Consider the following 21,956-nt stretch of genomic DNA (forward strand, 5'->3'; position numbering starts at 1 on the left):
GCCGATGATAGTGAGATTCGCTCTCGTGAAAGTAGGTCATCGTCAGACTAACCCCTCAAAACCCCCTCAGCAATCCATGCTGAGGGGGTTTTTACGTCTACTGGCACGCCCCTGCGTGACCGCCTCGCCTCTATCGGGCAGAATCGAGCCCCTTACTTCATTCGGTAGCTGCCCGGACGGACATGAAATTCGACCTCATCATCGTCGGGGGTGGCCTCGCCGGTGCAGCGCTGGCCTTGGCATTGCGCGGCTCCCGACTGTCGATCGCACTGGTCGAGGGTGTTGCGCCACGCCCATCGATGAACTGGGATTCCCGGATCTATGCCTACAGTCCAGCGAGTGTGCAATTCCTGGCCGAGATTGGCGTATGGGATCGTCTGGATGCGGATCGGTTGTGTGCCGTTGAACGCATGGACATCCACGGCGACGGGAATGGCCGGCTGACGTTTACTGCATATCAGGCAGGATTGGCGGAACTGGCATGGATCGGGGAGTCCCGCCTGGTGCACTGCGAGCTGTGGGAGAGTATCAAGCGCCAACATAACGTGACCTTGTTCTGTCCGGCGCGTCCGAAGCAACTGGGAGTGTCGGACGAGGGCGTGGAGCTTGAACTTGATGATGGCCGCCGTTTGGCTGCGGAGCTGATGGTCGGTGCCGATGGCCGTGATTCGTGGGTGCGGCAGCATGCGGGGCTCGATGCGTCAATCCGGCCTTACGGCGAAATGGGGGTAGTTGCCAACGTGCAGTGCGAGCGGACACACCGCAACGGTGCGTTTCAGTGGTTTCGGGAGGATGGCGTGCTAGCTTGGCTCCCGCTGCCCGGGAACAGGGTGTCGATCGTCTGGTCTGCGCCCGACGAGATCGCGGACGAGTTGCTCGCGATGGACGAGCAGGCATTTTGCGATAGGTTGGCTGCCGCCGGAGGGCGCGCACTCGGGGTAATGACGCTTGAATCTGTGCGTACATCCTTTCCACTGAGTTTCATGCGGGTCGGAAGTGTCATCGGTAAGCGTCTTGCGCTCGTTGGGGATGCGGCCCACGCGATTCACCCCTTGTCGGGCCATGGCATCAATCTGGGGTTTCAGGATGTGAAGGTCCTTGCCCGCCTCCTCGGTCAGCTGCAGCCATGGGAAGGTGTCGGCGACACAGCGATATTGCGCCGCTACGCGCGTGCGAGAGCGGAAGAGTCCTTCCTGCTGCAATACGCAACTCACGGACTCAACCGCCTTTTTGCCAGCCGCAATCCAGTGGCCGGGGTGATGCGCAATTTCGGAATGAACCTGACAGATGGTTTGCCGGTCGTAACAAATGCGCTCACCCGCTATGCGGTGGGCGGAAAATTTTGATCCATGGAGATCCTGATGTTGTCAATTTCCCGATTCGCAAGCGTGGTGCCAATGGCGCTCGGTCTTTCCCTGATTGGTAGCGTTGCACATGCCAACGAGGACGTCGTGCGCAAAGGCATGGAAGCCTTCATTGGAGCGCCTGTAGTCGAGTCGGTAAGCCGTACTCCGTATGCCGGCCTCTACGAGATCGTCCTCAAGAGCGGCGAGCTCGTCTATACGGACGAGAAGGTCAGTTTCATTGTCGACGGGCGGGTCATCGATGCCCAGACTCGACGCGACATGACGCAGGCGCGCCTGAACGAACTATCGGCGATCGACTTCGCGACCCTGCCACTGGATCAGGCGATCAAGCAGGTCAAGGGCAACGGCAAGCGCGTCATAGCGTCGTTCGAGGATCCGAACTGTGGCTATTGCAAGCGTCTTGGGAAGGAGCTTGCGCAGATGAAGGACGTGACGATCTACACCTTCCTCTATCCGATTCTGAGTCCGGATTCGACCACCAAGTCGAACAACATCTGGTGCTCCAAGGATCGCGCCAAGGCATGGAGTGACTGGATCGTGGATGCCAAGATCCCGTCGGTTGCCGAGTGCGACACTGCGGTGATCGAGCGTAATGTCGCGTTGGGTCAGAAGCTCAAGATCAACGGCACGCCGACCCTTTTCCTTGCGAACGGTAGCAGGATCGGTGGCTATGTATCGGCTGCCGAACTGGAGAAGGCACTGGCCGCCGTCGCCGCGAAGTAATTGCGATGGGGGACGGGGCGGTGCCCAACTCGTCCTCTCATTTGCTGTTCGGTGTCACGCCCTTGGGCAGCAACACCCATAGGCGTCCGGATTGACGCATTTTTCCGGCCAGCGCACCCGCCTTGGCACCGAACCCCCAGAAGAAGTCCGCCCGTACCGGGCCCTTGATCGCGCTGCCGGTGTCCTGCGCCAACATCAGACGATTGAGGGGCTGATTCCCGAGTGGCGAGGTGGTCGACAGGAAAACCGGCGCTCCTAACGGAATGTGGGCTGGATCGATTGCGATGCTGCGGCCCTCCGACAAGGACACCCCCAAGGCGCCTACCGGACCGCTGCCGCGCAGGGGCAATTCCCGGAAGAACACGTAGCCCGGGTTGCTGTTGAGCAACTCGGCAAGGCGTGCGGGATGGTCGCGTGCCCACTGTTTGATACCTTCCATCGATGCCTGCTCGAGCGCAAGTTCGCCCTCGGCGACCAGCCACCGGCCGATCGACTGGTAGGGATGCCCATTCTGGTCAGCATAGCCGATGCGGACGTGACTGCCGTCGGGGAGTTCGATTCGTCCGGAGCCCTGCACCTGAAGAAAGAACAGATCGATCGGGTCGCTCGCCCAGAACAGCACCTTGGCGGGCACCCGATCACGGTGCTGTTCGAGTTCGGCGCGAGACCAATAGGGCACGACCTTGTTGCCGACCAGGCGCCCACGCAGGCGAAGCGCCTTCAGTTCCGGATAGACGCTTGCGAGATCGATGGTGAGCATGTCCTCGGGTGGGGCATGAATCGGCCACGGCGTCTGCGCTGAGCGGATCCGGCTGCCCTTGATCAATGGCTCGTAGTAACCCGTGATCAGGCCGCTGTCGGAGCCTTTACCATCCAATGACTGCCACGGGATGAAATGCTGCTCGATGAACTGGCGCACTGCGGCAGAGGATGGTGTGGCCGGCAAGCTTGAGCCGAGCTCGCACACTGCCCGCCAGTTCGGCTGACGGGCGATCGCCTTGCACGACTCGCGAAATGCCGGCCATGCCAGGCTGAGGTCATCGGTTGCCCATCCGGGGAGCGTGCTCCACTGCGTCGCGACCAGCACGGGGTCGGCGGTCGGCACAGGCGCGACAGGCGCGGCCGGGCAGACTGGGCAGATTGGGCACGCTGCAGCTTTCGGGCAGGCTGAAGCTTGTGCATCCGATACCGCGACGGAGCGATGCTGAGTGGCGCACCCGGTGGCGAATGCGAGGACAAGCGGGCCGGCAAGTCGCAGCGCGAAGTGGTTGAGAGCCTGAAGCAACATGATGGGATCGGTTAAACTCGGTGCGTCCGGCTCCGCAGTATACAGGGGCCTGCAGTGGATTCCGGTAGCGCGCTGTGTTCGCGCAGGGGGCGTGCGATGTGGGTCATCTTTCTCGAGGCCGGGCTTGCCCTGCTGCTGCTACTGATCATCGTGTGGGCAAGCTGGCCGAAACGCAATAACGACAATGACGATGGACATGAATGAACTGAGCGCCCTGATCACCCGGGCAGAGCATGTGCTCGAGCGCCTCGAAGCGATCCTCCCCGGCCCGGCGGTCGCTCCCGACTGGTCGGCCGCGCAGGCCTTCCTGTGGCGTCGTCGCCACGGGCGCGGCGGGCTGCAGGCAGTCACCGTTCCGCACGGGATCCGGCTCGAGGACCTCCATGACATCGATGACCAGAAGCAGCGCATCGATCGCAATACCCGACAATTTCTCGCCGGCAAGCGTGCCAACAATGTGCTGCTGACCGGTGCGCGGGGCACCGGCAAGTCGTCGTTGATCAAGGCCCTGCTCAACGAATATGCGGCACAGGGACTGCGGGTGGTCGAGGTCGACAAGGCCGACCTGGCGGATCTCCCCGAGATCATGGAAATGGTTGCAGGCCGTCCGGAGCGTTTCATCCTGTTCTGCGACGATCTCTCGTTCGAGGAAGGCGAGGGTGCTTACAAGGCGCTCAAGAGCGTGCTCGATGGTTCGGTGTCAGCGGTGGCGGACAACGTACTTTTGTATGCGACTTCGAACCGTCGGCACTTGATGCCGGAGTTTCATGACGAGAACCTGCAGGTGCGCCACGTCGATGGCGAGATTCATCCGGGGGAGGCGATCGAGGAAAAGGTCTCCCTGTCCGAGCGCTTCGGGCTGTGGATTTCCTTCTATCCTTTTGCACAGGACGAGTACCTCGACATCGTCGGTCACTGGTTGAAGACCTTCGGTGTTTCGAAGCGCAGGATTTCTGCCGCGCGGCAGGATGCATTGCAGTGGGCGTTGATGCGCGGCTCGCGCTCCGGGCGGGTAGCTTGGCAGTTTGCGCGGGACTACGCCGGCCGGCTCGAGGACTGAAGGATGGTGCGCAAGCTCGTCGAGGTGGCAGCAGGCGTGATCACCCGCGCGGACGGCCGGTTCCTGCTCGGGCAACGTGCGCCAGACACCTTCTATCCGGGCTACTGGGAGTTTCCGGGCGGCAAGGTCGAAGCGGGCGAGTCGGCTGCGGAGGCCTTGCGTCGCGAACTGGACGAGGAGCTGGGAATCCAGGTAGGGCGCCTTTATCCATGGCTGGTCCGGGAACACGACTACGAGCACGCACATGTCCGCCTGCATTTCTTCGAGGTGCCGGAGTGGAGCGGTACGGTGAATGACCGGGTCCACAGCGCGCTGGCCTGGGTGCAGGCCGGCCACATCGATCGCGAGCCCATGCTGCCTGCCAATGGCCCCATTCTCAAGTCACTCCGCCTGCCTCGCATGATGGGGATCACCCAGGCGGCAGTCATCGGTGTGGAGGCGCAGCTCGAAGCGCTCGATTATGCGCTGGCCGCCGGTCTTCGACTGGTTCAGGTCCGGGAGGCTGCCCTTGTGGCCGATCGCCGCCGCAGTTTCGCCATGGAGGTCGTACGTCGTTGCCATGCGCACGGCGCCCTGGTGCTGATCAACGACGATGTCGAGATCGCGCTGGCAGTGGGTGCCGACGGCGTGCATGTGCCCGCACGGCGGCTCGCGGCGATGACCGAGCGTCCGCTACTCGAGTGGGTCGGCGCGTCCTGCCATACCCGCGACGAACTCGAACACGTTGCCCGACTGGGACTGGACTATGCGGTGCTCGGTGCAGTGAAGCCGACTGCGACCCATCCCGGGCAGGTGCCACTGGGTTGGGAGGCGTTTGCGGGGCTTGTTGCGGCGCTGCCGTTTCCTCTCCTTGCGCTCGGTGGGCTGGACCGTTCCGATATCGACGATGCACGTCGGGCGGGCGCTCACGGGATCGCGGCCATCCGCGGTTGTTGGTCCAGGTGAGCGTGCAGTCGGGGCTTTACAATGGCGTTTCGTCGCTATTGTCGGGTGGCGAGGCCGGTACGCGATAGCTTTCCGATGCCCACGCACCGAGGTCGATCTGCTTGCAGCGTTCCGAACAGAACGGGCGGAAGCGGTTCTCCGGTCGCCACTCGGACATCTTGCCGCACTGCGGGCAGCGAACCATCCGCACGCGTTCCGGTGTTGTATTCACAGGCTGCAAAATGTCAGTTCGAACGGCACGTCACGCTCCGCAATGCGGGGGCGCGAGATGGTTTCCGGTAGCATGAAACGGATGTTGAGCGCGTACTTGTTCGCGCTGATCTCGGGGATGACTGCCTCGCTGCGGGGGATGCGGATGCGCAGCATCTGCGCCGTGCGACCCGCCATGGTCATCTGGAAGGTGCCGGCCCGGGCCTGCACGTTTTCCGGGCGGCCGCTGCTGCGCAGCAGACGCAACACGATTTCCAGTCCGCTGCGGATCGGAGCCATCGGCCGCGCCCAGGCATCGAGGTCATGACGACGGGCGGTCGCCTCGCGGCTCAGCCAGAAATGGTAGGAAGGCAGGTCGAACTGACACACGCCACCGGGAATCGCGGCGCGACTGCGGATACTCATCAGCCATTCGTTCTCGCGCAGGTACTGACCGATTTTGCCGGCCATTGCGAGCAGCCCGGTGGAGGCCTGTTCGATCTCGTACAGCGCGCCGGCGAGGGCTTCCTCCGAGATGTCGGGATTATTGCGGAATGACACCAGGATCTGCCGTTGGCGTTCGAGTTCCTGGACCAGATCAACCTTGAGGTCGGCCCGCCCCGCCACTTCGAGAATCTCGAACAGGGTCAGCAGGGCAACATGATGATCGAGCGCCACGTCGCTGCCGGAAAAGTGGGTGGTCTTGCGAAACAGGTCCTCGAGGCGCAATAGGGTGCGGATACGCTCGTTGAGAGGATATTCGTAGCTGATCACGCACGTGTTCCGAAGGCTGAAGGGGGTCCCGATTCAGTTTTCGATGATAGCACAGCGATCGAACGCATTCAGGGCTGGCGCCGGACCGTTCGGCCAGTGATGCCGCGGGCAAGAGCCATATAACTTTGGTGCAGTGCCGCAACCTGAATCGACAACGCCTCGAGCGAGCCGCTGTTGTCAATGATGTCATCGGCGGCCGCCAGCCGCGCGTTGCGATCGATCTGTGCGGCAAGAATGGCTTTGATCTGATCCACGGCCAGTCCGCTGCGAGCGCGGACGCGTTCGATCTGCACGGCTTCCGGGCAATCAACCACGCAGATCCGGTCACAGCGCTCGCGAAAATTGCCCGACTCGATCAGCAGCGGTACTGCGAGTATCACATAGGCACTCGTCGCCAGCGCGCATTGGCGGTCACTCTCAATACGGATCATCGGGTGCAGGATGGCCTCCAGCCGCCTTCTTGCGTCCCGATCGGAGAACACCAGCATGCGCATCCGCGCCCGGTCGAGGCGGTGCTCCGCGGTAATCATTGCCGAGCCGAATTCTTCCAGGATGGGGGAGATCGCCGCGCCTTCGGGACCGGTGAGGACATGAGCGATGGCGTCGGTGTCGACGACCGTCGCGCCGTGCGAGGCGAAGCACTCGGCAGCCACGCTCTTGCCGCTGCCGATCCCGCCGGTGAGGCCGACAACGAGTGGTGCGGCCGTACTCACGGCGGGCAGCTCGTATGCCGGCGTGCCAGGCGATCGTCGGCGAGCGCCGATTCGAGTCGGGCGCGCTCCGCATCGGTCTCGATCCGGTAGTCGATCGTGTCCCGAACCGCGATGGATGCGCCGCTGACGCCCCTGGCCTGCAACTGGGCAAGATGCTGGTTGGATGAAGCTTCGGTCTTGAACAGGCCCAGCGAGATCGAGAACTGGTTTGGCCCCGCATCCGGCACGATGAACAGGTCGGATATCCCCTGTGCCCGGAGCTCCCTGACCCGCCGTTCAGCCGCCTCACGACTGCCCAGGGGCGGGATCCTGACCCACCACGACGTGGGCACCTCGCGGATGCTTTGGCGCGGCGACAGTCCTGCCGCGACCAGCAGGGCGGTCAGACGGTCGGCCTCGGATGCAGTCAGGCCCGACCAGGAAAAACACACTGTTTCGGGGGCTGAGGCTGAGGGTGAGGCTGAGGCCGGGGCTGAGGCTGAGGCCGGGGCTGGGGCCGGGGCCGGGGCTGGGGTTGGGGCTGGGGCTGGGGCTGGGGCTGGGACGTCGTCGAGTGGTTCGCGCTCGTCGGACGGCGCTGCGACGGTGTCGGCCGCGACAGGTGCCGGTTCGGGCGCGGGCGTCCTGCCCGGGGCATGGTCGCCGAGAAGTTTGATCCGCTCCGGATGGAGCTGGTTGGTGATGCGTTCCGGCTCGCCGCGGGGCGGCACGAAGCCGAGCCAGCCCCTGATCGCGGCAAAGGCGAGGGCGTTGAACAGCAGCAACAGGATGAGCAGGAAACGCAGTGTCGTCATGCGCAAAGATTACCCGATTGGTGCGCAGCTGTATAAGTCCGAGACCGGAGGGCGATGCGGGCCAAGCGCCGGCGTGTTCGTCACGCAGCTCCGCTCAGTCGCCCTGTGCAATCCGGGCCAGGCCATCGAGAACGAGGTTGTCCACGCGTTGAAGGGGCGGCGAGATCAGATCGGCAAAGCTGTCGGCAGCACCGCCTCCGAGCAAGCAGCACGCGCCCGCGGCGGTTTCGATCTGGCGGAACATGCGTTCCACGGCCCCCGCCTGTGCCTGCAGGCAGCCCGACCGTATCGCATCGGCCGTATTGCGCGGGGTTTCGACGTAGTGGCCGGGGAGAAAGGGGAGTTGCGCGGTGTTCGAGGCGAGCGCTTTCTGCATCAGTTCGACACCGGGGAGGATCAGTCCGCCCTGGAAATTGCCCTCGGCGTCGAGCACATCGACCGTGGTCGCGGTGCCGGCCATGATCACGAGGCAGGCTTGCGGATGTCTTGCGCGGGCACCGATCAGCGCAGCCCAACGGTCCGCGCCGAGCTGCCCGGGTTGTTGGTAAAGATTGCGCACACCGCAGCGTGCCGGACCGGAGGTCAGCCATTCCGGCGTCAGTCCGGCCTTCCGTGCCCGTGCGCTGATCGCTTCCGCCATCTGCGGACCGGCGACATTGGCACCGATGACGCGACGGATGGTCGGTTCGCGCTCGAACACCTCGCCCAGCTGATCGAGCTGATCATGTCCGAGCGCGCCTTCGTCCGCCGCCGATGAGCCCACCAGCCGCCACTTGATCCGGGTGTTGCCGGCATCGATCAGGAGAGTCATGGATGCAGCCTCAAAGACACTTCTCCCGACAGGATACGGACCACGCCCGTGTCGCCACGGATCAGCAGGGCGCCGTCTTCGTCGGTGCCGACACAGGTTCCGTTGATATCCGGCCCTTCACCGCTGATCCGCACCGGCAATCCGGCAAACGCGTTGCGTTGCTCCCACGCGCCGCGCAGGGCGCCGAATCCGGCTGCGGCGTAGGTCTCGAACAGGGTGTGCAAATCCGTGAGCACCGCGCCAAGCAACGCCTCGCGGCCCGGTGCGGTGCCCAGTTCGCGTTTCAGGTCGGTGACTCCCGACTGATCGGGTATCCGCACGCCGTGCGGAATTTCGAGGTTGACGCCGATCCCGATCACCGCGGCCGGGGTGCGGCCGCGACCCGGCAGCAGTTCGACCAGGATGCCGGCGAGCTTGTGACCGTTGACCAGGACATCGTTCGGCCACTTGAGCTGGACGCCCTCGACCCCGAGCTTTTCGAGGGTCAGGGCCAGTGCAAGGCCGGCAACCAGGGACAGTCCCGCCGGCACCGGTGCGCCGGGCGCAAAGCGCCACAGGGCCGAAAAAGTCAGGCTGCGGCCGGGCCACGATAGCCATTCCCGACCGCGCCTGCCGCGTCCCGCGGACTGTCGGGTAGCGACCACCACATGCACCCGGCCGTCGTCCGCCGGAGTGTGCTTCATCAGTTCGGTGTTGGTGGATTCACAGGTGTCGAGCCAGCGCAGTTCGAACTCGGGCGCGAGTCGACCGAGTGCGACGGCAATGGCCGACAGATCGGGCTGGGTGTCGGTAGGGCTGGAGCTCAAGCGGATCGTCCCGGTAAATGGTCTGCACGGGATTATCCGTCATCTGACGGTAACGGACGATAGGCGCGCGGCTGCCCGCGCGCTTCATCCGCTCCCGCCGGCCGCCTCGTCAGCCGGTGTGGTCGGTGTCCGCAGCCGGTGGGCGGTCGTCGTCCATGCCGAGTTCCTGGATCTTCCGGGTGATGGTGTTGCGGCCGATTCCGAGCAGTTGTGCGGCTTCGATCCGCCGCCCGCCGGTGGCGGTCAGGGCACGCCGGATCAGGGTGCGTTCGAACTCACGGGTCAGCCGGTCGAAGACTTCGCCGGGGGTGGCCGCGATCAGGCGATCCGCCTCGAGCCCGAGTCCGTCCACCCAGTTGACCGGCATCTCGCGCATCGGCTGGTCGCGCATTTCCAGCGGCAGATCGGCCACCTCGACAATCTGGCCAGGAGCCATCACGGTGAGCCAGTGACACAGGTTTTCGAGCTGACGCACGTTGCCCGGAAAGGGCAGAGCCTGCAGATACTTTAGGGCCGGCTCGGAGATGCGTTTGCTTTCGACGCCCAGATCCTGCGCGCTGCGCTGCAGGAAATGGCGCACCAGAATGGGAATGTCTTCGCGTCGTTCGCGCATCGGTGGCAAACGCAGCCGGATCACGTTCAGCCGGTGGAACAGATCCTCGCGGAACAGGCCCAGGCGCACACGCTCCTCGAGGTCCTGGTGGGTCGCCGCAATCACGCGGACATTGGCGCGAATCGGCTGATGGCCGCCGACGCGATAGAAATTCCCATCCGACAGCACGCGCAGCAAACGGGTCTGAAGCTCCGACGGCATGTCCCCGATCTCGTCGAGGAACAGGGTGCCGTCCGCTGCTTGCTCGAAGCGCCCGCGGCGCTGCGCGGCGGCGCCGGTGAAGGCGCCGCGCTCGTGGCCGAACAGTTCGGATTCGAGCAGATCGCGCGGGATCGCAGCGGTGTTGATCGCAATGAAGGGGGCGTCGCGGCGCGGGCTGTGGCGATGCAGGGCACGTGCAACGAGTTCCTTGCCGGTGCCGGACTCGCCGTTGATCATCACCGTCGCATGCGATTGCGACAGCCGGCCGATGGCACGAAAAACTTCCTGCATCGAAGGTGCCTGACCGAGGATCTCGGGGGCGACGGTCGTGTCCTCGTTTGCACCTTCCTGGTGCGGACTCTGCTCCAGCGCACGCCGGACGAGTGCAACCGCCTGGTCGACGTCGAAAGGTTTGGGCAGATACTCGAACGCGCCGCCTTGAAAGGCGGACACCGCGCTCTCCAGGTCGGAGTATGCGGTCATGATGATCACCGGCATCTGCGGGAAGCGCGCCTTGACCCGCTGCAACAGGGTCAGGCCCGACTCGCCCGGCATGCGGATGTCCGACAGCAGCACCTTGGGCGGTTGGGCGGTCGAGTCGAGTTCGTCCAGGGCCTCGTTGGCCGAGGCAAAACTGCGGTGCGTGATGTCCTCGCGGCTCAACGCCTTTTCCAGCACCCAGCGGATGGAGCGGTCGTCATCTACGATCCAGACGGTATTCATGGTTGCATGCACTTTATTGGTGCGGATTGTCGAGTGTGTGCTCAGGTCCGCTCGGTAATGGGTATCAGAATGGTGAAGCAGGTACGTCCGGGCTGACTGTCCACGTCGATCATGCCCTGATGCTGCTCCACGAAACTCTGTGCGAGTGAAAGGCCCAGGCCGCTACCGCCGTCCCGTCCGGAAACCAGCGGATAGAAAATCTTGTCGCTGATTTCGTCGGGGATGCCGGGCCCGTTGTCGATCACTTGCAATTCCAGTGCCAGTTTGAATCGACGCTTGGCGAGCGTGACCTGGCGAGCGATACGGGTGCGCAGGCGGATCTCCCCCCGGCCTTCGAGCGCTTGGGCGGCGTTGCGGGTGATGTTGAGAATGGCCTGGATCAACTGCTCGCGGTCGGCAGTGAGTTCCGGCAGGCTGGTGTCGTAATCGCGGCGAATGACCACGTCGGGGAACTCGGCCAGGATGAGTCGGCGCACGCGCTCGAGTACATCGTGCACGTTGAGTTGCGCCGGACGCATCATGCTGTGCGAAGTCAGCAGGCGATTCATCAGGTCCTGCAGGCGGTCGGCCTCGGCGATGATGACTTCGGTGTACTCGCGCAGCAGCGGATCGGCGAGTTCGCGTTCGAGCAACTGGGCCGAGCCGCGGATGCCGCCCAGCGGGTTCTTGATCTCATGGGCGAGATTGCGGATCAGCTCGCGATTGGCTTGTTGTTGCTGCAGAAGCTGTTCTTCGCGGGCGACGCGCAGTTGGGCGTCGATCGGGCGGAATTCGAGCAGCAAACGCACGCCGGCCGCTTCGATCGGGCTTACGGTGCAGTCCAGATGGATCATCTCCGTGTGCGAGCGCTGGATCTTCAGATCCTGCCCGGTGTAACTCCAACTGGTCCGCAGGGCGTTATGCAGGGCGGTTCCCAGGCCGGGCGGGTCGCCGAGCAGGCGCGACAACGGCAGGCCGATGAGCTTGCGCTGGCTGATGGCGAACAGATTCTCGGCGCCGGGATTGATATAGCGCACGATCAGCTTCTCATCCACCAGCACGACGGCTGACGAGAGCAGTTCGAGTCCGGCGAAGGGGCCGGAGACCGGGGGGTGTGGATGGTGTGCCATGGCGAGTATCGGTTGTTTGCGATTTATGACGCAAGAACCACGCCAGGCGGTATTAGCGGAGGCCGGAGAGCTCTCTGCGCAGGGCCTCGACGTTGCGCTGATGCAGTTCGACCTTGTCCTTGAACGGTTGCAGGCGGTCGAGGACCTTCTGGTAATTGCGTTCGTCCCCGAGACGGATCGCCTCCTGTTCTGCCAGCGCCTTGCGCGCTTCCGCCAGCGCCGCTTCCTCGGTTGCGAGTTCCTTCTCGAGTACCTGGCGGCGCGAGTCGTCGCGTGCACGCTGGGAATCGGGCGTCACCCTGGGGAAGGTCGAGGGCGTCGCTTGAGTCGTGGATGGGCGCGGCGCCGGAACGGAGGACACCGACTGGTCGGATGCGAGCGGCTGGCAGCCACGAGTCAGCGTGCGATCGTTGGTGTATGTCGTCCTGCCGTCGGGATCGACGCACTTGTAGATTTGCGCGTGGGCGAAGGAGCTTGCACAGAAGGCAAGGATCAGCAGCAGTGTTCGCATGGGTCTCGTGACATTGTCTAGGCCGGGGCCGCGCGGTGATGACGCCCGGCACAGCCCGTCGTGATGCAGCCTGAGAAAGGATTAGACCCGATAAAAAAGGGACGGGCAATGCCCGTCCCTTTTCAAATCAGCGCAATCCGGAGATTACAGGCTGTAGTACATGTCGAATTCCACCGGGTGGGTGGTGATGCGCATGCGGTCCACTTCTTCCATCTTCAGGGTGATGTAGGCGTCGATGAAATCGTTGGAGAACACGCCGCCACGGGTCAGGAATTCGCGGTCCTTGTCGAGGTACTCCAGTGCCTGTTCGAGGCTGGTGCACACGGTCGGGATCAGTGCATCCTCTTCCGGCGGCAGGTCGTACAGGTTCTTGTCGGCCGGGTCGCCCGGGTGGATCTTGTTCTGGATGCCGTCCAGACCGGCCATCATCAGTGCGGAGAAGCACAGGTAGGGGTTGGCCAGGGGATCCGGGAAGCGCGATTCGATACGACGACCCTTCGGGTTGGCGACGTATGGAATGCGGATCGAGGCGGAACGGTTGCGGGCCGAGTAGGCCAGCTTGGTCGGCGCTTCGTAGTGCGGCACCAGGCGCTTGTACGAGTTGGTGCCCGGGTTGGTGATGGCATTGAGCGCACGGGCGTGCTTGATGATGCCGCCGATGTAATACAGCGCCAGTTCCGACAGGCCGGCATAGCCGTTGCCCGCGAACAGGTTCTGACCATCCTTCCACAGCGACTGGTGCACGTGCATGCCGGAACCATTGTCACCGACGATGGGCTTGGGCATGAAGGTGGCGGTCTTGCCATACTGATGGGCCACGTTGTGGACGATGTACTTCAGCACCTGGGTCCAGTCGGCACGCTGGGTCAGGGTGCTGAACTTGGTGCCGATCTCGCACTGGCCGGCATTGGCCACTTCGTGGTGGTGCACTTCGACCGGCACGCCGGCCGCTTCGAGCGCCAGACACATCGCCGCCCGGACGTCGTTGAGGCTGTCGACCGGCGGGACCGGGAAGTAGCCGCCCTTGATGCGCGGACGGTGGCCGGTGTTGCCGCCTTCGAACTTGTCGCCGGTAGACCAGGCGGCTTCTTCGGAGATGATCTTGCTGGACACGCCCGACATATCGATCGACCACTCGACCGCGTCGAAGATGAAGAATTCGGGTTCCGGGCCGAAGAAGGCGGTGTCGCCGATGCCGGTGCTCTTCAGATAGGCCTCGGCGCGCTTGGCGATCGAGCGCGGGTCGCGGTCATAGCCCTTGCCGTCGGACGGCTCGATTACGTCGCAGGTCAGTACCAGGGTGGTTTCGTCGAAGAACGGGTCGATGTAGGCCGAGCTCGGCTCCGGCAGCAAGATCATGTCGGAAGCCTGGATCCCCTTCCAGCCGGCGATCGACGAGCCATCGAACGGGTGGCCGTGCTCGAAGTGATCTTCCTCGAATGCGGAGATCGGAAGCCCGACGTGCTGTTCCTTGCCGCGGGTATCGGTGAAGCGCAGGTCCACGAAGCGCACTTCGTTTTCCTGGATCATTTTCATGACATCTTGAGCGTTCATTTTTACTCCTGGTGAGCTGATGCGATGTTTGGAGACGATCGGTCGGATAACGGCCAGACTTCCGTTGCCGCGGATGAAAGCAGTATCCGTGCCACTTAAATTCTGTCCTTGCCACATTGTGCCACAAGGGGCCTTCTCGGTTGTGGGTCAGTGGATTGCACCAATATGGTGCAAAGCGACGCCGGAGCGACCCATCATGGTGCAACTCTGACGAAGTACGAGATCTTCCGATACTGCGGGTGGCATGCGATCCAGTCTGCCGTGCGCCGTTTGAGTGCGTCGAGATCGGCGGGCAGGCTGTCCGGTTCGAAGAAGGCCTCGACTTCGAGGCGTTGTCCAAGGTAGTGCACCTGGATGCGGCTGGGTGGCGGCGCCGCAGCGCCGAGCAAGTCCCGAAGCGCCGCGCTGACCTCGGCGCGCGCGGGAAGTCCTTCCGCCGCGGTCTGTATGGTGGCGTCGTTCTCGGGGTCGATATGGACCAGCACGTCCCTGACCTCGGGGTGTGCGTCCCTGACGCCCAGATAGACGCTATCCGAAATCCGATGGCCTTCCGAGACCGTGATGCGAGGATCCACCTGCACGTGCGCATCGCACAACACCCGGTCGGCACTGCGGCGGGTGCGCAGCTCGTGCAGGCCGATGACTCCCGGGATTTCGGTGATCGTCTTGCGCAAGCGCGCCACGTCTTCCTCCGACAGGCCGGTATCGATCAACTCGCGCACCGCCTTCAAGCCGAGTTTGAGCCCCATGTGCAGGATCAGGAAGCCCACCACGGCCGCGGCCAGCGGTTCCAGAAACGGGTAGCCGGCCAGGCTGCCACCAATCCCGGCGGCCACCACCAGGGACGATGCGGCGTCCGATCTCGCATGCCAGGCGTTTGCCTCGAGCATCGGCGCCTTGAGCCGGCGGCTGGCCCCGAGGGTGTAGCGAAACAGGCTCTCCTTGGCCGCAAGGGTGATCAGCGCCATCGCCAGCGCGGCGGGGTGCACCGGCGGAAGGTCGTGCATGTTCTGCAGCCGCAGGCCGGAGCTCCATAGGAAGCCGAGGCCGACGGCCGCGAGCACGGCACCCAGCAGCAACGTGGTCACGGTTTCGATGCGGCCGTGGCCGTAGGGGTGGTCGCGATCGGCGGGGTCGCCGCCGTGCCGTCCGGCGAGCAGCACCAGCAGGTCGGTCACCAGGTCGGACAGGGTATGGGCCGCATCGGCGACCAGGCTGAAGGCGTTGGCGAACAGGCCGATCACGACCTGGCCGACGGTGAGCAATGCATTGGTGATGATCGCGATCCAGGCAGCGCGCTGGACGCCCTTGCTGCGAGTGGCTTCCGCTGTGTCTTGTGGTACCGCGATGTGCTCGGAGGGGGGCATGTCTATGGCCGGATGGAGGGTATACTCGTGACTTGTTGAATTCTAGCCGGATGCCGTCATGGGAACCCTTTCCGCCTTGCTCGAACTCGCTGGTCAGCGCGCTTCGGAGCTGAAGCTGCCCTACCAGGGCGCGCTCACGCCGGCCGAGGCGTATCAGGTGTGGCGACTGGCGCCGGGCGCGAAGCTGGTCGACGTGCGCACGCGCGCCGAGTGGGACTGGGTGGGGCGGGTACCGAATGCGGTAGAGATCGAATGGCTGGGCTACCCGGCAATGCAGCCCAACCCGAACTTCATCACCCAGTTGCGCCATCAGGTCGATCCCGAGGCGCTGGTGATGTTCATGTGCCGCTCGGGCGCACGCTCGGACGCGGCGGCGCGGGCGGCGATCGCGGCCGGCTATAGTAACTGCTATAACGTCCTCGAAGGTTTCGAGGGTGACAAGGACGCCACCGGCCACCGTAACCGTGTCGGCGGCTGGCGCCATGCCGGCCTGCCGTGGCAGCAAGGCTGACCGCACCAGGCGGATCGCCCGATGGCCGTTTGCAACCCGCGGGCCGGCCGGTGGTCCGAGTTCATTTCCAACCGAGTTTTTCGCCATGCAAGTAGCCACGATCAATTTTGACCGCTTCAATGCGCTGGCCGACACCGAGGCGCAGGAACGCATTCGCGCTGCACGTGCGCGTCTGGGTGAGCGCGCGGTGCTGCTATGCCACCACTACCAGCGCGCGGACGTCTACAAATATGCGGACCTTACCGGCGATTCGCTCAAGCTTGCGCGCCTGGCCTCGCAGACCGATGCCGAGTACATCGTGTTCTGCGGTGTGCATTTCATGGCCGAGGTGGCAGACATTCTGTCCAAGCCGAGCCAGATCGCGATCCTGCCCGATCTCGCCGCCGGCTGCTCGATGGCGGACATGGCCAGTCTGGCCAAGGTCGAACGTTGCTGGCGCGAGCTGGCCGAAGTGCTCGACCGTCCCGACGAACTGATCACCCCCGTGACCTACATCAATTCGGCGGCCGATCTGAAGGCCTTCTGTGGCGAACACGGCGGTATCGTGTGTACCTCGACCAACGCGCCGAAAATCCTCGACTGGGCATTCGCCCGCCGCGAGAAGGTGCTGTTCTTCCCCGATCAGCACCTCGGACGGTGGACCGGGTTCAAGAAGGGCATCCCGCTCGAGCAGATGGTGGTGTGGGATCCCGATCTCGAATACGGTGGCCTGACCCCGGCGCAGATCCGCAACGCGAAAGTGCTGCTGTGGAAGGGGCATTGCTCGGTGCATCAGATGTTCCAGGAGAGCCACATCCGCCGCTGGCGCATGGAACATCCGGACGGGCTGGTGATTTCGCACCCCGAGAGCAACCTTGCGGTTTGCCAGCAATCCGATTACGTCGGTTCGACCGAGTACATCATCAATACCATCAGTGCAGCACCGGCCAACACGCGCTGGCTGGTCGGCACCGAACTCAATCTGGTGAACCGTCTCGCTGAAGAGATGAAGCCGCAGGGCAAGACCGTCCAGTTCATGGCGCCGACCGTGTGCATGTGCTCGACCATGCAGCGCATCGACCCGCAGCATCTGGCATGGACGCTGGAGAATCTCGCCGAAGGGAACGTGGTGAATCAGATCCGGGTGCCGGCGCACGAGGCCGGGCTCGCGCGCATTGCGCTCGACCGTATGTTGGCGGTTTCCTGACTGCCGATATGGGCGGGAGCGTTGCGGCGATGACCCTGCGCATCTGTACCTACAATATCCACAAGGGCTTCTCGCAGTTCAACCGGCGCATGATGGTCCATGAACTGCGCGAGCGCCTGCGTGCGCTCGACGTCGATCTGGTATTCCTGCAGGAAGTGCAGGGCTTGCACCTGGGCCATACCCAGCGCCATGCAGACTGGCCGCAGTGTCCGCAGCACGAATTCCTTGCCGAGGACATGTGGCAGCAGACGGCCTATGGCAGTAATGCGGTCTATGACCATGGGCATCACGGCAATGCCATTCTCAGCCGTCATGCCATCCTCAGTACCGACAATCAGGATGTGTCCGATCACCGTTTCGAGCGTCGTGGCCTGCTGCACTGCGAGGTGTTGCTGCCCGGGGTCGAGCTGCCGATCCATTGCGTGTGCGTGCACCTGGGGCTGATGGCCGGCAGCCGGCGGCGGCAGATGGAGGCGCTGGCCGAGCGCATGGAGCGGCTGGCACCCGGCAATGCACCGCTGATCATTGCCGGCGATTTCAACGACTGGCGAAATCGCGCCGACGATCTGCTCGGGCGGCGACTGGGGCTTACCGAGGCCTTTGCTTCGGGCTGTGCCGAGGGGCGGCCGCCCCGGAGCTTCCCGTGTGCCTTGCCCTTCTTTCGTCTTGATCGCATCTACGTACGCGGCTTCCAGGTGCGCCAGGCGCTGGTCCATTTTGGCCTGCCCTGGTCACGGATCTCCGATCATGCCGCACTGACCGCGGATCTGGAGCTGGTGGTTTGACTGCGCCGGTCGGTGGCAATGCAATCGCATTGCTGGAGAACGGCCTGCAGTATTTTCCGGCCCTGGTGGCAGAGATCGAGGCGGCGAACAGCGAAATCCATCTCGAAACCTATATTTTCGACCCTGATGAAACCGGGCGACGTATTGCGGCCGCGCTCAAGAGTGCCGCCGCGCGCGGGGTTGCGGTACGGCTGTTGGTTGACGGTTTCGGCGGGCGCGCCTTTGTCCGCGGCCTGATGCCGGAACTGGTGGCGGAAGGCGTCGAGGTGCTGATCTATCGACGCGAGTTGCGTGCGCTGTCACTGCGGCGTCACCGCCTGCGGCGGATGCATCGCAAGGTGGCGGTGATCGACGGACGGGTGGCGTTCGTCGGCGGGATCAACATCGTTGATGATTTCGAACAGGGTGGTCCGCCGCACCCGCGTTACGACTATGCGGTACGGGTGGAGGGGCCGTTGCTGGAGCCGATCGTGGCTGCGGTGCATCGCTTGTGGTGGCTGGTCACCTGGGCCGGTCTGCGCCACCGGGTGGCGGCGCCGCTGCCGGAGGCGCCGGGTACCGCGGTGGCGGGCGGCATCCGCGCCGCGTTTCTGATCCGGGACAATCTGCGCCACCGCGCGGAGATCGAGGATGCCTACCTCGATGCGATTGCCGGCGCGCGGCACGAGATCGTGATCGCCAACGCCTACTTTTTCCCCGGTCGCCGGTTTCGTCATGCCTTGCTCGATGCCGCCGCGCGCGGAGTCAGGGTAACGCTGCTGTTGCAGGGCCTGGCCGATCATCCGGTGCAGAAGTACGCGACACGAGCCCTGTATCCGGTACTGTTGGCGGGGGGGATTCGCTTGTTCGAGTATCACCGCAGCATCATGCACGCGAAGGTGGCGGTCGTGGATGGGCGGTGGGCGACCGTAGGGTCGAGCAATATCGATCCGTTCAGTCTGCTGCTGGCACGCGAGGCCAATGTGGCGGTGGTGGATGAAGGGTTTGCCGGGACGCTGGGTGCCAGTCTGGAGGCCGCAATGCGCGACGGCGCGAGCGAGTTGCGCCACGAGCACTGGCAACGTCTGCCGCGCGTACGCAGACTGTTGAGCTGGCTGGCGTACCAGGTCGTGCGGCTGACCATCGGGGTCGCGGGCTACGGGGGCAAGCACTGAGCCTCGGGCGGTGACCGCGTGGATGCCCGGTGCCGGTCACGGTCTCCGGTGCAGTTCGGGGGCGGTGGGAAGCGGCGCGTATCGCTCAGCTGAATTCGGGGGCGATTGCGTGGCGCAGGCGGGGCACGCGGTCGAGTTGCCAGTGAGTCGCGGCCCACGACCAGACTTCGGCGAGGGTGGCGCGTGCGAGTTCCGGTGGAGGGTGCTGGCCCAGGAATGCGAGCGCCGCGACCAGCGCGGTCGCAGGCGGGACCGCGTCGATGGCGCGCGCCAGGGTCTGCTTGGAGAGTTTTTCGGCGCGGACGTTGGTCGCCACCGGCAGATGGGCGTAGTTCGGAGCAGGCGTGCCGAGCAGACGCTGCAGATGAATCTGGCGTGCGGTGGAGTCGAGCAGATCGGCGCCGCGTACGACGTCGGTGATGCCGGCGGCGGCATCGTCCACCACCACGGCAAGCTGGTAGGCGTAGAGACCGTCAGCGCGCAGCACGACGTAATCGCCGACGTCGCGCTCGAGGTCTTCATCCTGCGGCCCCTGGATGGCGTCGTCGAAGCGGATCACGCCTTCAGCGCGGACGCGCCAAGCGCGCGCCTTGCGCCCGGGAGGGAGGCCATTGCGACAGGTGCCGGGGTAGCGCCGCGAGCCGTCACGGGCGAGCGCGGAGTCGGCCATTTCGCGTCGTGTGCAGGCACAGGGGAAGGCGTGGCCGGCACTCCGGAGCCGGTCGAGAGCCGCCGCGTAGGCCTCCGTGCGCCGGCTCTGCCACACCACCTCGCCGTCCCACTCGAAGCCGAGACGGTTTAGGGTGGTGAGGATGGCATCGGCGGCGCCCGGTACGATGCGCGGGGTGTCGACGTCCTCGATCCGCAGCAGCCAGCGGCCATGGTTGGAGCGGGCTTCGAGGTAGCTGCCGACCGCAGCGACGAGCGAGCCGAAATGCAGTGGGCCGCTGGGCGAGGGAGCGAAGCGGCCGATGTAAGCGGCCTCAATACCGCTCATCGGTGGCCTGCGTGCCTGCGTCCACGGGGACATCGATGGCGGGCGGATCCAGATTTTCTTCCAGCGCGGCGAGGGTTCGGGCAGATTTGGCGACCTGCTCCATCGCCCGCCGCAGCAGGCTGGCAAGGCGCAACCAGTCCTGCATGCTGCGAATGTCCATGCGGGCGTGGGCGCCCGCGGTGAGCAGGGCTTCCTTCAGCGTCGCGTAGCGCTCCTCGGCGACCGCAAGCAGGCGCTCGATGCTGCCGACGTGAAACGCGGGCTGGCCGGGCGCGCTCGCCTCGGCGAGTTCCGCGACCGCATTGCGGAAGGCATCCAGTGCCCGCGCCAGCCCGTGCTCGGGCAGACGGCCGAGCGCGGCGCCGAGTTCGCTGGCCAGCCGCGTCGTTTCCAGCGCGTTCTCCTGATATTGCAACGCCCGCAGGTTGCGGGCCAGGGCATCGACCAGCGCCGGTGGCAGGCTGGCGCTGGTGACCTTGCGCGTGTAATTGCCGATCGCCAGCGCAAGCGCGGTGAGCGCGTCGCCATTGCGCGCGATGAGGATGGTGTCGGGTGGCGTATGGACGGCGGCGCGCAGGCAGTTTCCGGCCAGCACGTGGGTGCGGCCGATCTCCATGCGCAACGCGCGCAGGGCGAGATCGGGGATGCTCACCGAGTTCGCATCGAGGTGTTGCGGACGGCCGATTTCCTCGTCTTCGCTGCGGAAGCGGGTGGCGAGAAACTCGAGCAGCGCGCGGCTGGCCGGCACCATCAGGGCGACGCCCAGCAGATTGAATACGGTGTGGAACATCGCCACCATCACCGCAGGGGTCGCGGGCTGTTCCAGCCAGCCGCTGAGCGTCCCCAGCAGGCCGATCAGCAACGGCAGCAGGAGCAGGGCCACGGCGCCGGTGATCAGATTGAAGAATACATGGGCCGCGGCCAGCCGCCGGGCGTTGGCGGTGGCGCCGATCGCCGACAGGATGGCGGTGGAGGTGGTCCCGATGTTGGTGCCGATGACCATCGCGCAGGCCGCTTCGGTGCTGATCAGCCCGGTCTGGGCGGCGGTGATGACGATGGCGATGGCCGCACCCGAGGCCTGCATCAGGATCGTGATCAGGGTGCCGATGGCGACCAGCATGACCCAGCCGAGTACGCCCGGAATGATGAACGGCTGGAGGTCGATGCCGGCGCCGAAGGAGGAGAAGGTGTCCTTGAGGACGTCGATGCCGAGGAACAGCACGCCGAAGCCGGCCAGCGCCTGACCGAGTGCGCGCGGTCGCACCCGTGCGGTGGCCAGCATCAGGACCGCCCCCACGCCGACGAAAGGCAGCGCGAAGGCGTCGATCCTGAAGCTGAAGCCGAGCGCCACGACCAGCCAGGCATTCATCGTGGTGCCGACATTGGAGCCGAACACCACCCACAGCGCGTTCTTCAGCGACAGCAGTCCCGCGTTCACAAAGCCGATGCCGGCGACGGTCACCGCGGTGGATGACTGCACCAGGGCGGTGATCAGAATGCCCGCGCCCAGGCCGCGCAGCGGGGTCGAGGTCCAGTGCTCGAGCAGTTCCGCGAGCGCCCGCCCGGCCGCGACCTTGAGCCCTTCGGTCAGCAGGTACATGCCAAGCAGGAACAGGCCCAGGCCGCCGATCAGGCCGCCGATGGCTTCAAACGAGGAAGGGATCGTGGGTTCCAGGTGAGGCTCCGGCAATGACGCGTGGACGAGTATTACCGATTGTCGGCGAGCGGCAGGCGTGAATGCAAGTGCGCGCGCTGCCGCCGGACGCCAGCGCTGC

The 21,956-nt window shown here is 64.7% G+C and carries 22 protein-coding genes; 8 read left to right on the plus strand and 14 right to left on the minus strand.

Annotated features, from left to right (window positions below; genetic code table 11):
- Window positions 1–182 precede the first annotated feature (182 nt).
- Window positions 183–1,346: a UbiH/UbiF family hydroxylase gene (locus AC3A35_RS23125; protein WP_487438819.1), complete on the plus strand. Its 1,164-nt coding sequence runs from the start codon at window positions 183–185 to the stop codon at window positions 1,344–1,346.
- Window positions 1,347–1,397: 51 nt separating this feature from the next.
- Entirely contained in the window at window positions 1,398–2,090 is a 693-nt protein-coding gene (locus AC3A35_RS23130) for a DsbC family protein (RefSeq protein ID WP_487438956.1), read from the plus strand.
- 37 nt (window positions 2,091–2,127) lie between these two features.
- On the opposite strand, the gene mltA is transcribed toward AC3A35_RS23130, so the two are convergent.
- Entirely contained in the window at window positions 2,128–3,177 is a 1,050-nt protein-coding gene (mltA, locus tag AC3A35_RS23135; protein ID WP_487438821.1) for a murein transglycosylase A, read from the minus strand.
- Window positions 3,178–3,574: 397 nt separating this feature from the next.
- On the opposite strand from mltA, the gene AC3A35_RS23140 reads away from it, so the two are divergent.
- Together AC3A35_RS23140 and AC3A35_RS23145 are read left to right on the plus strand one after the other, a co-directional pair.
- Complete coding sequence (locus AC3A35_RS23140; protein WP_487438823.1) at window positions 3,575–4,438, plus strand: ATP-binding protein; 864 nt, start codon at window positions 3,575–3,577, stop codon at window positions 4,436–4,438.
- A 3-nt stretch (window positions 4,439–4,441) separates the two neighbouring features.
- Entirely contained in the window at window positions 4,442–5,383 is a 942-nt protein-coding gene (locus tag AC3A35_RS23145; protein ID WP_487438825.1) for a Nudix family hydrolase, read from the plus strand.
- 16 nt (window positions 5,384–5,399) lie between these two features.
- On the opposite strand, the gene AC3A35_RS23150 is transcribed toward AC3A35_RS23145, so the two are convergent.
- The 11 genes from AC3A35_RS23150 to AC3A35_RS23200 form a co-directional block, all read right to left on the minus strand.
- On the minus strand, window positions 5,400–5,567 hold the full coding sequence (locus AC3A35_RS23150) for a DNA gyrase inhibitor YacG (RefSeq protein WP_487438826.1): 168 nt from the start codon (window positions 5,565–5,567) through the stop codon (window positions 5,400–5,402).
- 23 nt (window positions 5,568–5,590) lie between these two features.
- Window positions 5,591–6,346 carry a cell division protein ZapD gene (gene zapD / locus AC3A35_RS23155; protein ID WP_487438828.1) on the minus strand — a complete coding sequence of 252 codons (756 nt, stop codon included), beginning with the start codon at window positions 6,344–6,346 and terminating at the stop codon, window positions 5,591–5,593.
- A 68-nt stretch (window positions 6,347–6,414) separates the two neighbouring features.
- Window positions 6,415–7,059 carry a dephospho-CoA kinase gene (gene coaE, locus AC3A35_RS23160; RefSeq protein ID WP_487438830.1) on the minus strand — a complete coding sequence of 215 codons (645 nt, stop codon included), beginning with the start codon at window positions 7,057–7,059 and terminating at the stop codon, window positions 6,415–6,417.
- A complete protein-coding gene (locus tag AC3A35_RS23165) occupies window positions 7,056–7,853 on the minus strand; it encodes an SPOR domain-containing protein (RefSeq protein WP_487438832.1) in 798 nt (265 codons plus the stop codon). Before AC3A35_RS23165 ends, coaE begins: the two co-directional genes overlap by 4 nt.
- A 94-nt stretch (window positions 7,854–7,947) precedes the next feature.
- Window positions 7,948–8,664 carry a type III pantothenate kinase gene (locus tag AC3A35_RS23170; protein WP_487438834.1) on the minus strand — a complete coding sequence of 239 codons (717 nt, stop codon included), beginning with the start codon at window positions 8,662–8,664 and terminating at the stop codon, window positions 7,948–7,950.
- On the minus strand, window positions 8,661–9,470 hold the full coding sequence (locus AC3A35_RS23175) for a biotin--[acetyl-CoA-carboxylase] ligase (protein ID WP_487438835.1): 810 nt from the start codon (window positions 9,468–9,470) through the stop codon (window positions 8,661–8,663). The genes AC3A35_RS23170 and AC3A35_RS23175 overlap by 4 nt, the downstream gene beginning before the upstream one ends.
- A gap of 109 nt (window positions 9,471–9,579) precedes the next feature.
- On the minus strand, window positions 9,580–11,007 hold the full coding sequence (gene ntrC, locus AC3A35_RS23180; RefSeq protein WP_487438836.1) for a nitrogen regulation protein NR(I): 1,428 nt from the start codon (window positions 11,005–11,007) through the stop codon (window positions 9,580–9,582).
- 41 nt (window positions 11,008–11,048) lie between these two features.
- Window positions 11,049–12,116 carry a nitrogen regulation protein NR(II) gene (gene glnL, locus AC3A35_RS23185; protein ID WP_487438838.1) on the minus strand — a complete coding sequence of 356 codons (1,068 nt, stop codon included), beginning with the start codon at window positions 12,114–12,116 and terminating at the stop codon, window positions 11,049–11,051.
- Window positions 12,117–12,168: 52 nt separating this feature from the next.
- On the minus strand, window positions 12,169–12,627 hold the full coding sequence (locus tag AC3A35_RS23190; RefSeq protein WP_487438840.1) for a DUF4124 domain-containing protein: 459 nt from the start codon (window positions 12,625–12,627) through the stop codon (window positions 12,169–12,171).
- Between the two features lie 144 nt (window positions 12,628–12,771).
- A complete protein-coding gene (gene glnA, locus AC3A35_RS23195; RefSeq protein ID WP_487438842.1) occupies window positions 12,772–14,181 on the minus strand; it encodes a type I glutamate--ammonia ligase in 1,410 nt (469 codons plus the stop codon).
- A gap of 194 nt (window positions 14,182–14,375) precedes the next feature.
- Window positions 14,376–15,548, minus strand: a complete 1,173-nt coding sequence (locus tag AC3A35_RS23200) for a cation diffusion facilitator family transporter (RefSeq protein ID WP_487438844.1) — start codon at window positions 15,546–15,548, stop codon at window positions 14,376–14,378.
- Window positions 15,549–15,606: 58 nt separating this feature from the next.
- Between AC3A35_RS23200 and AC3A35_RS23205 the strand changes: the two genes are divergently transcribed.
- From AC3A35_RS23205 to clsB, 4 genes are all read left to right on the plus strand, one after another.
- Window positions 15,607–16,059: a rhodanese-like domain-containing protein gene (locus tag AC3A35_RS23205; RefSeq protein ID WP_487438846.1), complete on the plus strand. Its 453-nt coding sequence runs from the start codon at window positions 15,607–15,609 to the stop codon at window positions 16,057–16,059.
- Between the two features lie 85 nt (window positions 16,060–16,144).
- Window positions 16,145–17,245, plus strand: coding sequence for a quinolinate synthase NadA (nadA, locus tag AC3A35_RS23210; protein ID WP_487438848.1), 1,101 nt, complete (start codon window positions 16,145–16,147; stop codon window positions 17,243–17,245).
- A gap of 29 nt (window positions 17,246–17,274) precedes the next feature.
- Complete coding sequence (locus tag AC3A35_RS23215; RefSeq protein ID WP_487438849.1) at window positions 17,275–18,030, plus strand: endonuclease/exonuclease/phosphatase family protein; 756 nt, start codon at window positions 17,275–17,277, stop codon at window positions 18,028–18,030.
- Window positions 18,027–19,184 (plus strand): cardiolipin synthase ClsB, encoded by a 1,158-nt coding sequence (clsB, locus tag AC3A35_RS23220; RefSeq protein WP_487438850.1) that lies wholly within the window; start codon window positions 18,027–18,029, stop codon window positions 19,182–19,184. The genes AC3A35_RS23215 and clsB overlap by 4 nt, the downstream gene beginning before the upstream one ends.
- Before the next feature lie 85 nt (window positions 19,185–19,269).
- Here clsB and gluQRS read toward each other — a convergent pair whose 3' ends face one another.
- On the minus strand, window positions 19,270–20,181 hold the full coding sequence (gene gluQRS, locus AC3A35_RS23225; protein WP_487438852.1) for a tRNA glutamyl-Q(34) synthetase GluQRS: 912 nt from the start codon (window positions 20,179–20,181) through the stop codon (window positions 19,270–19,272).
- Window positions 20,168–21,871 carry a Na/Pi cotransporter family protein gene (locus AC3A35_RS23230; protein WP_487438853.1) on the minus strand — a complete coding sequence of 568 codons (1,704 nt, stop codon included), beginning with the start codon at window positions 21,869–21,871 and terminating at the stop codon, window positions 20,168–20,170. Before AC3A35_RS23230 ends, gluQRS begins: the two co-directional genes overlap by 14 nt.
- Between the last annotated feature and the right edge of the window lie 85 nt (window positions 21,872–21,956).

This window comes from Azoarcus sp. Soil_N_20 (assembly GCF_057656155.1).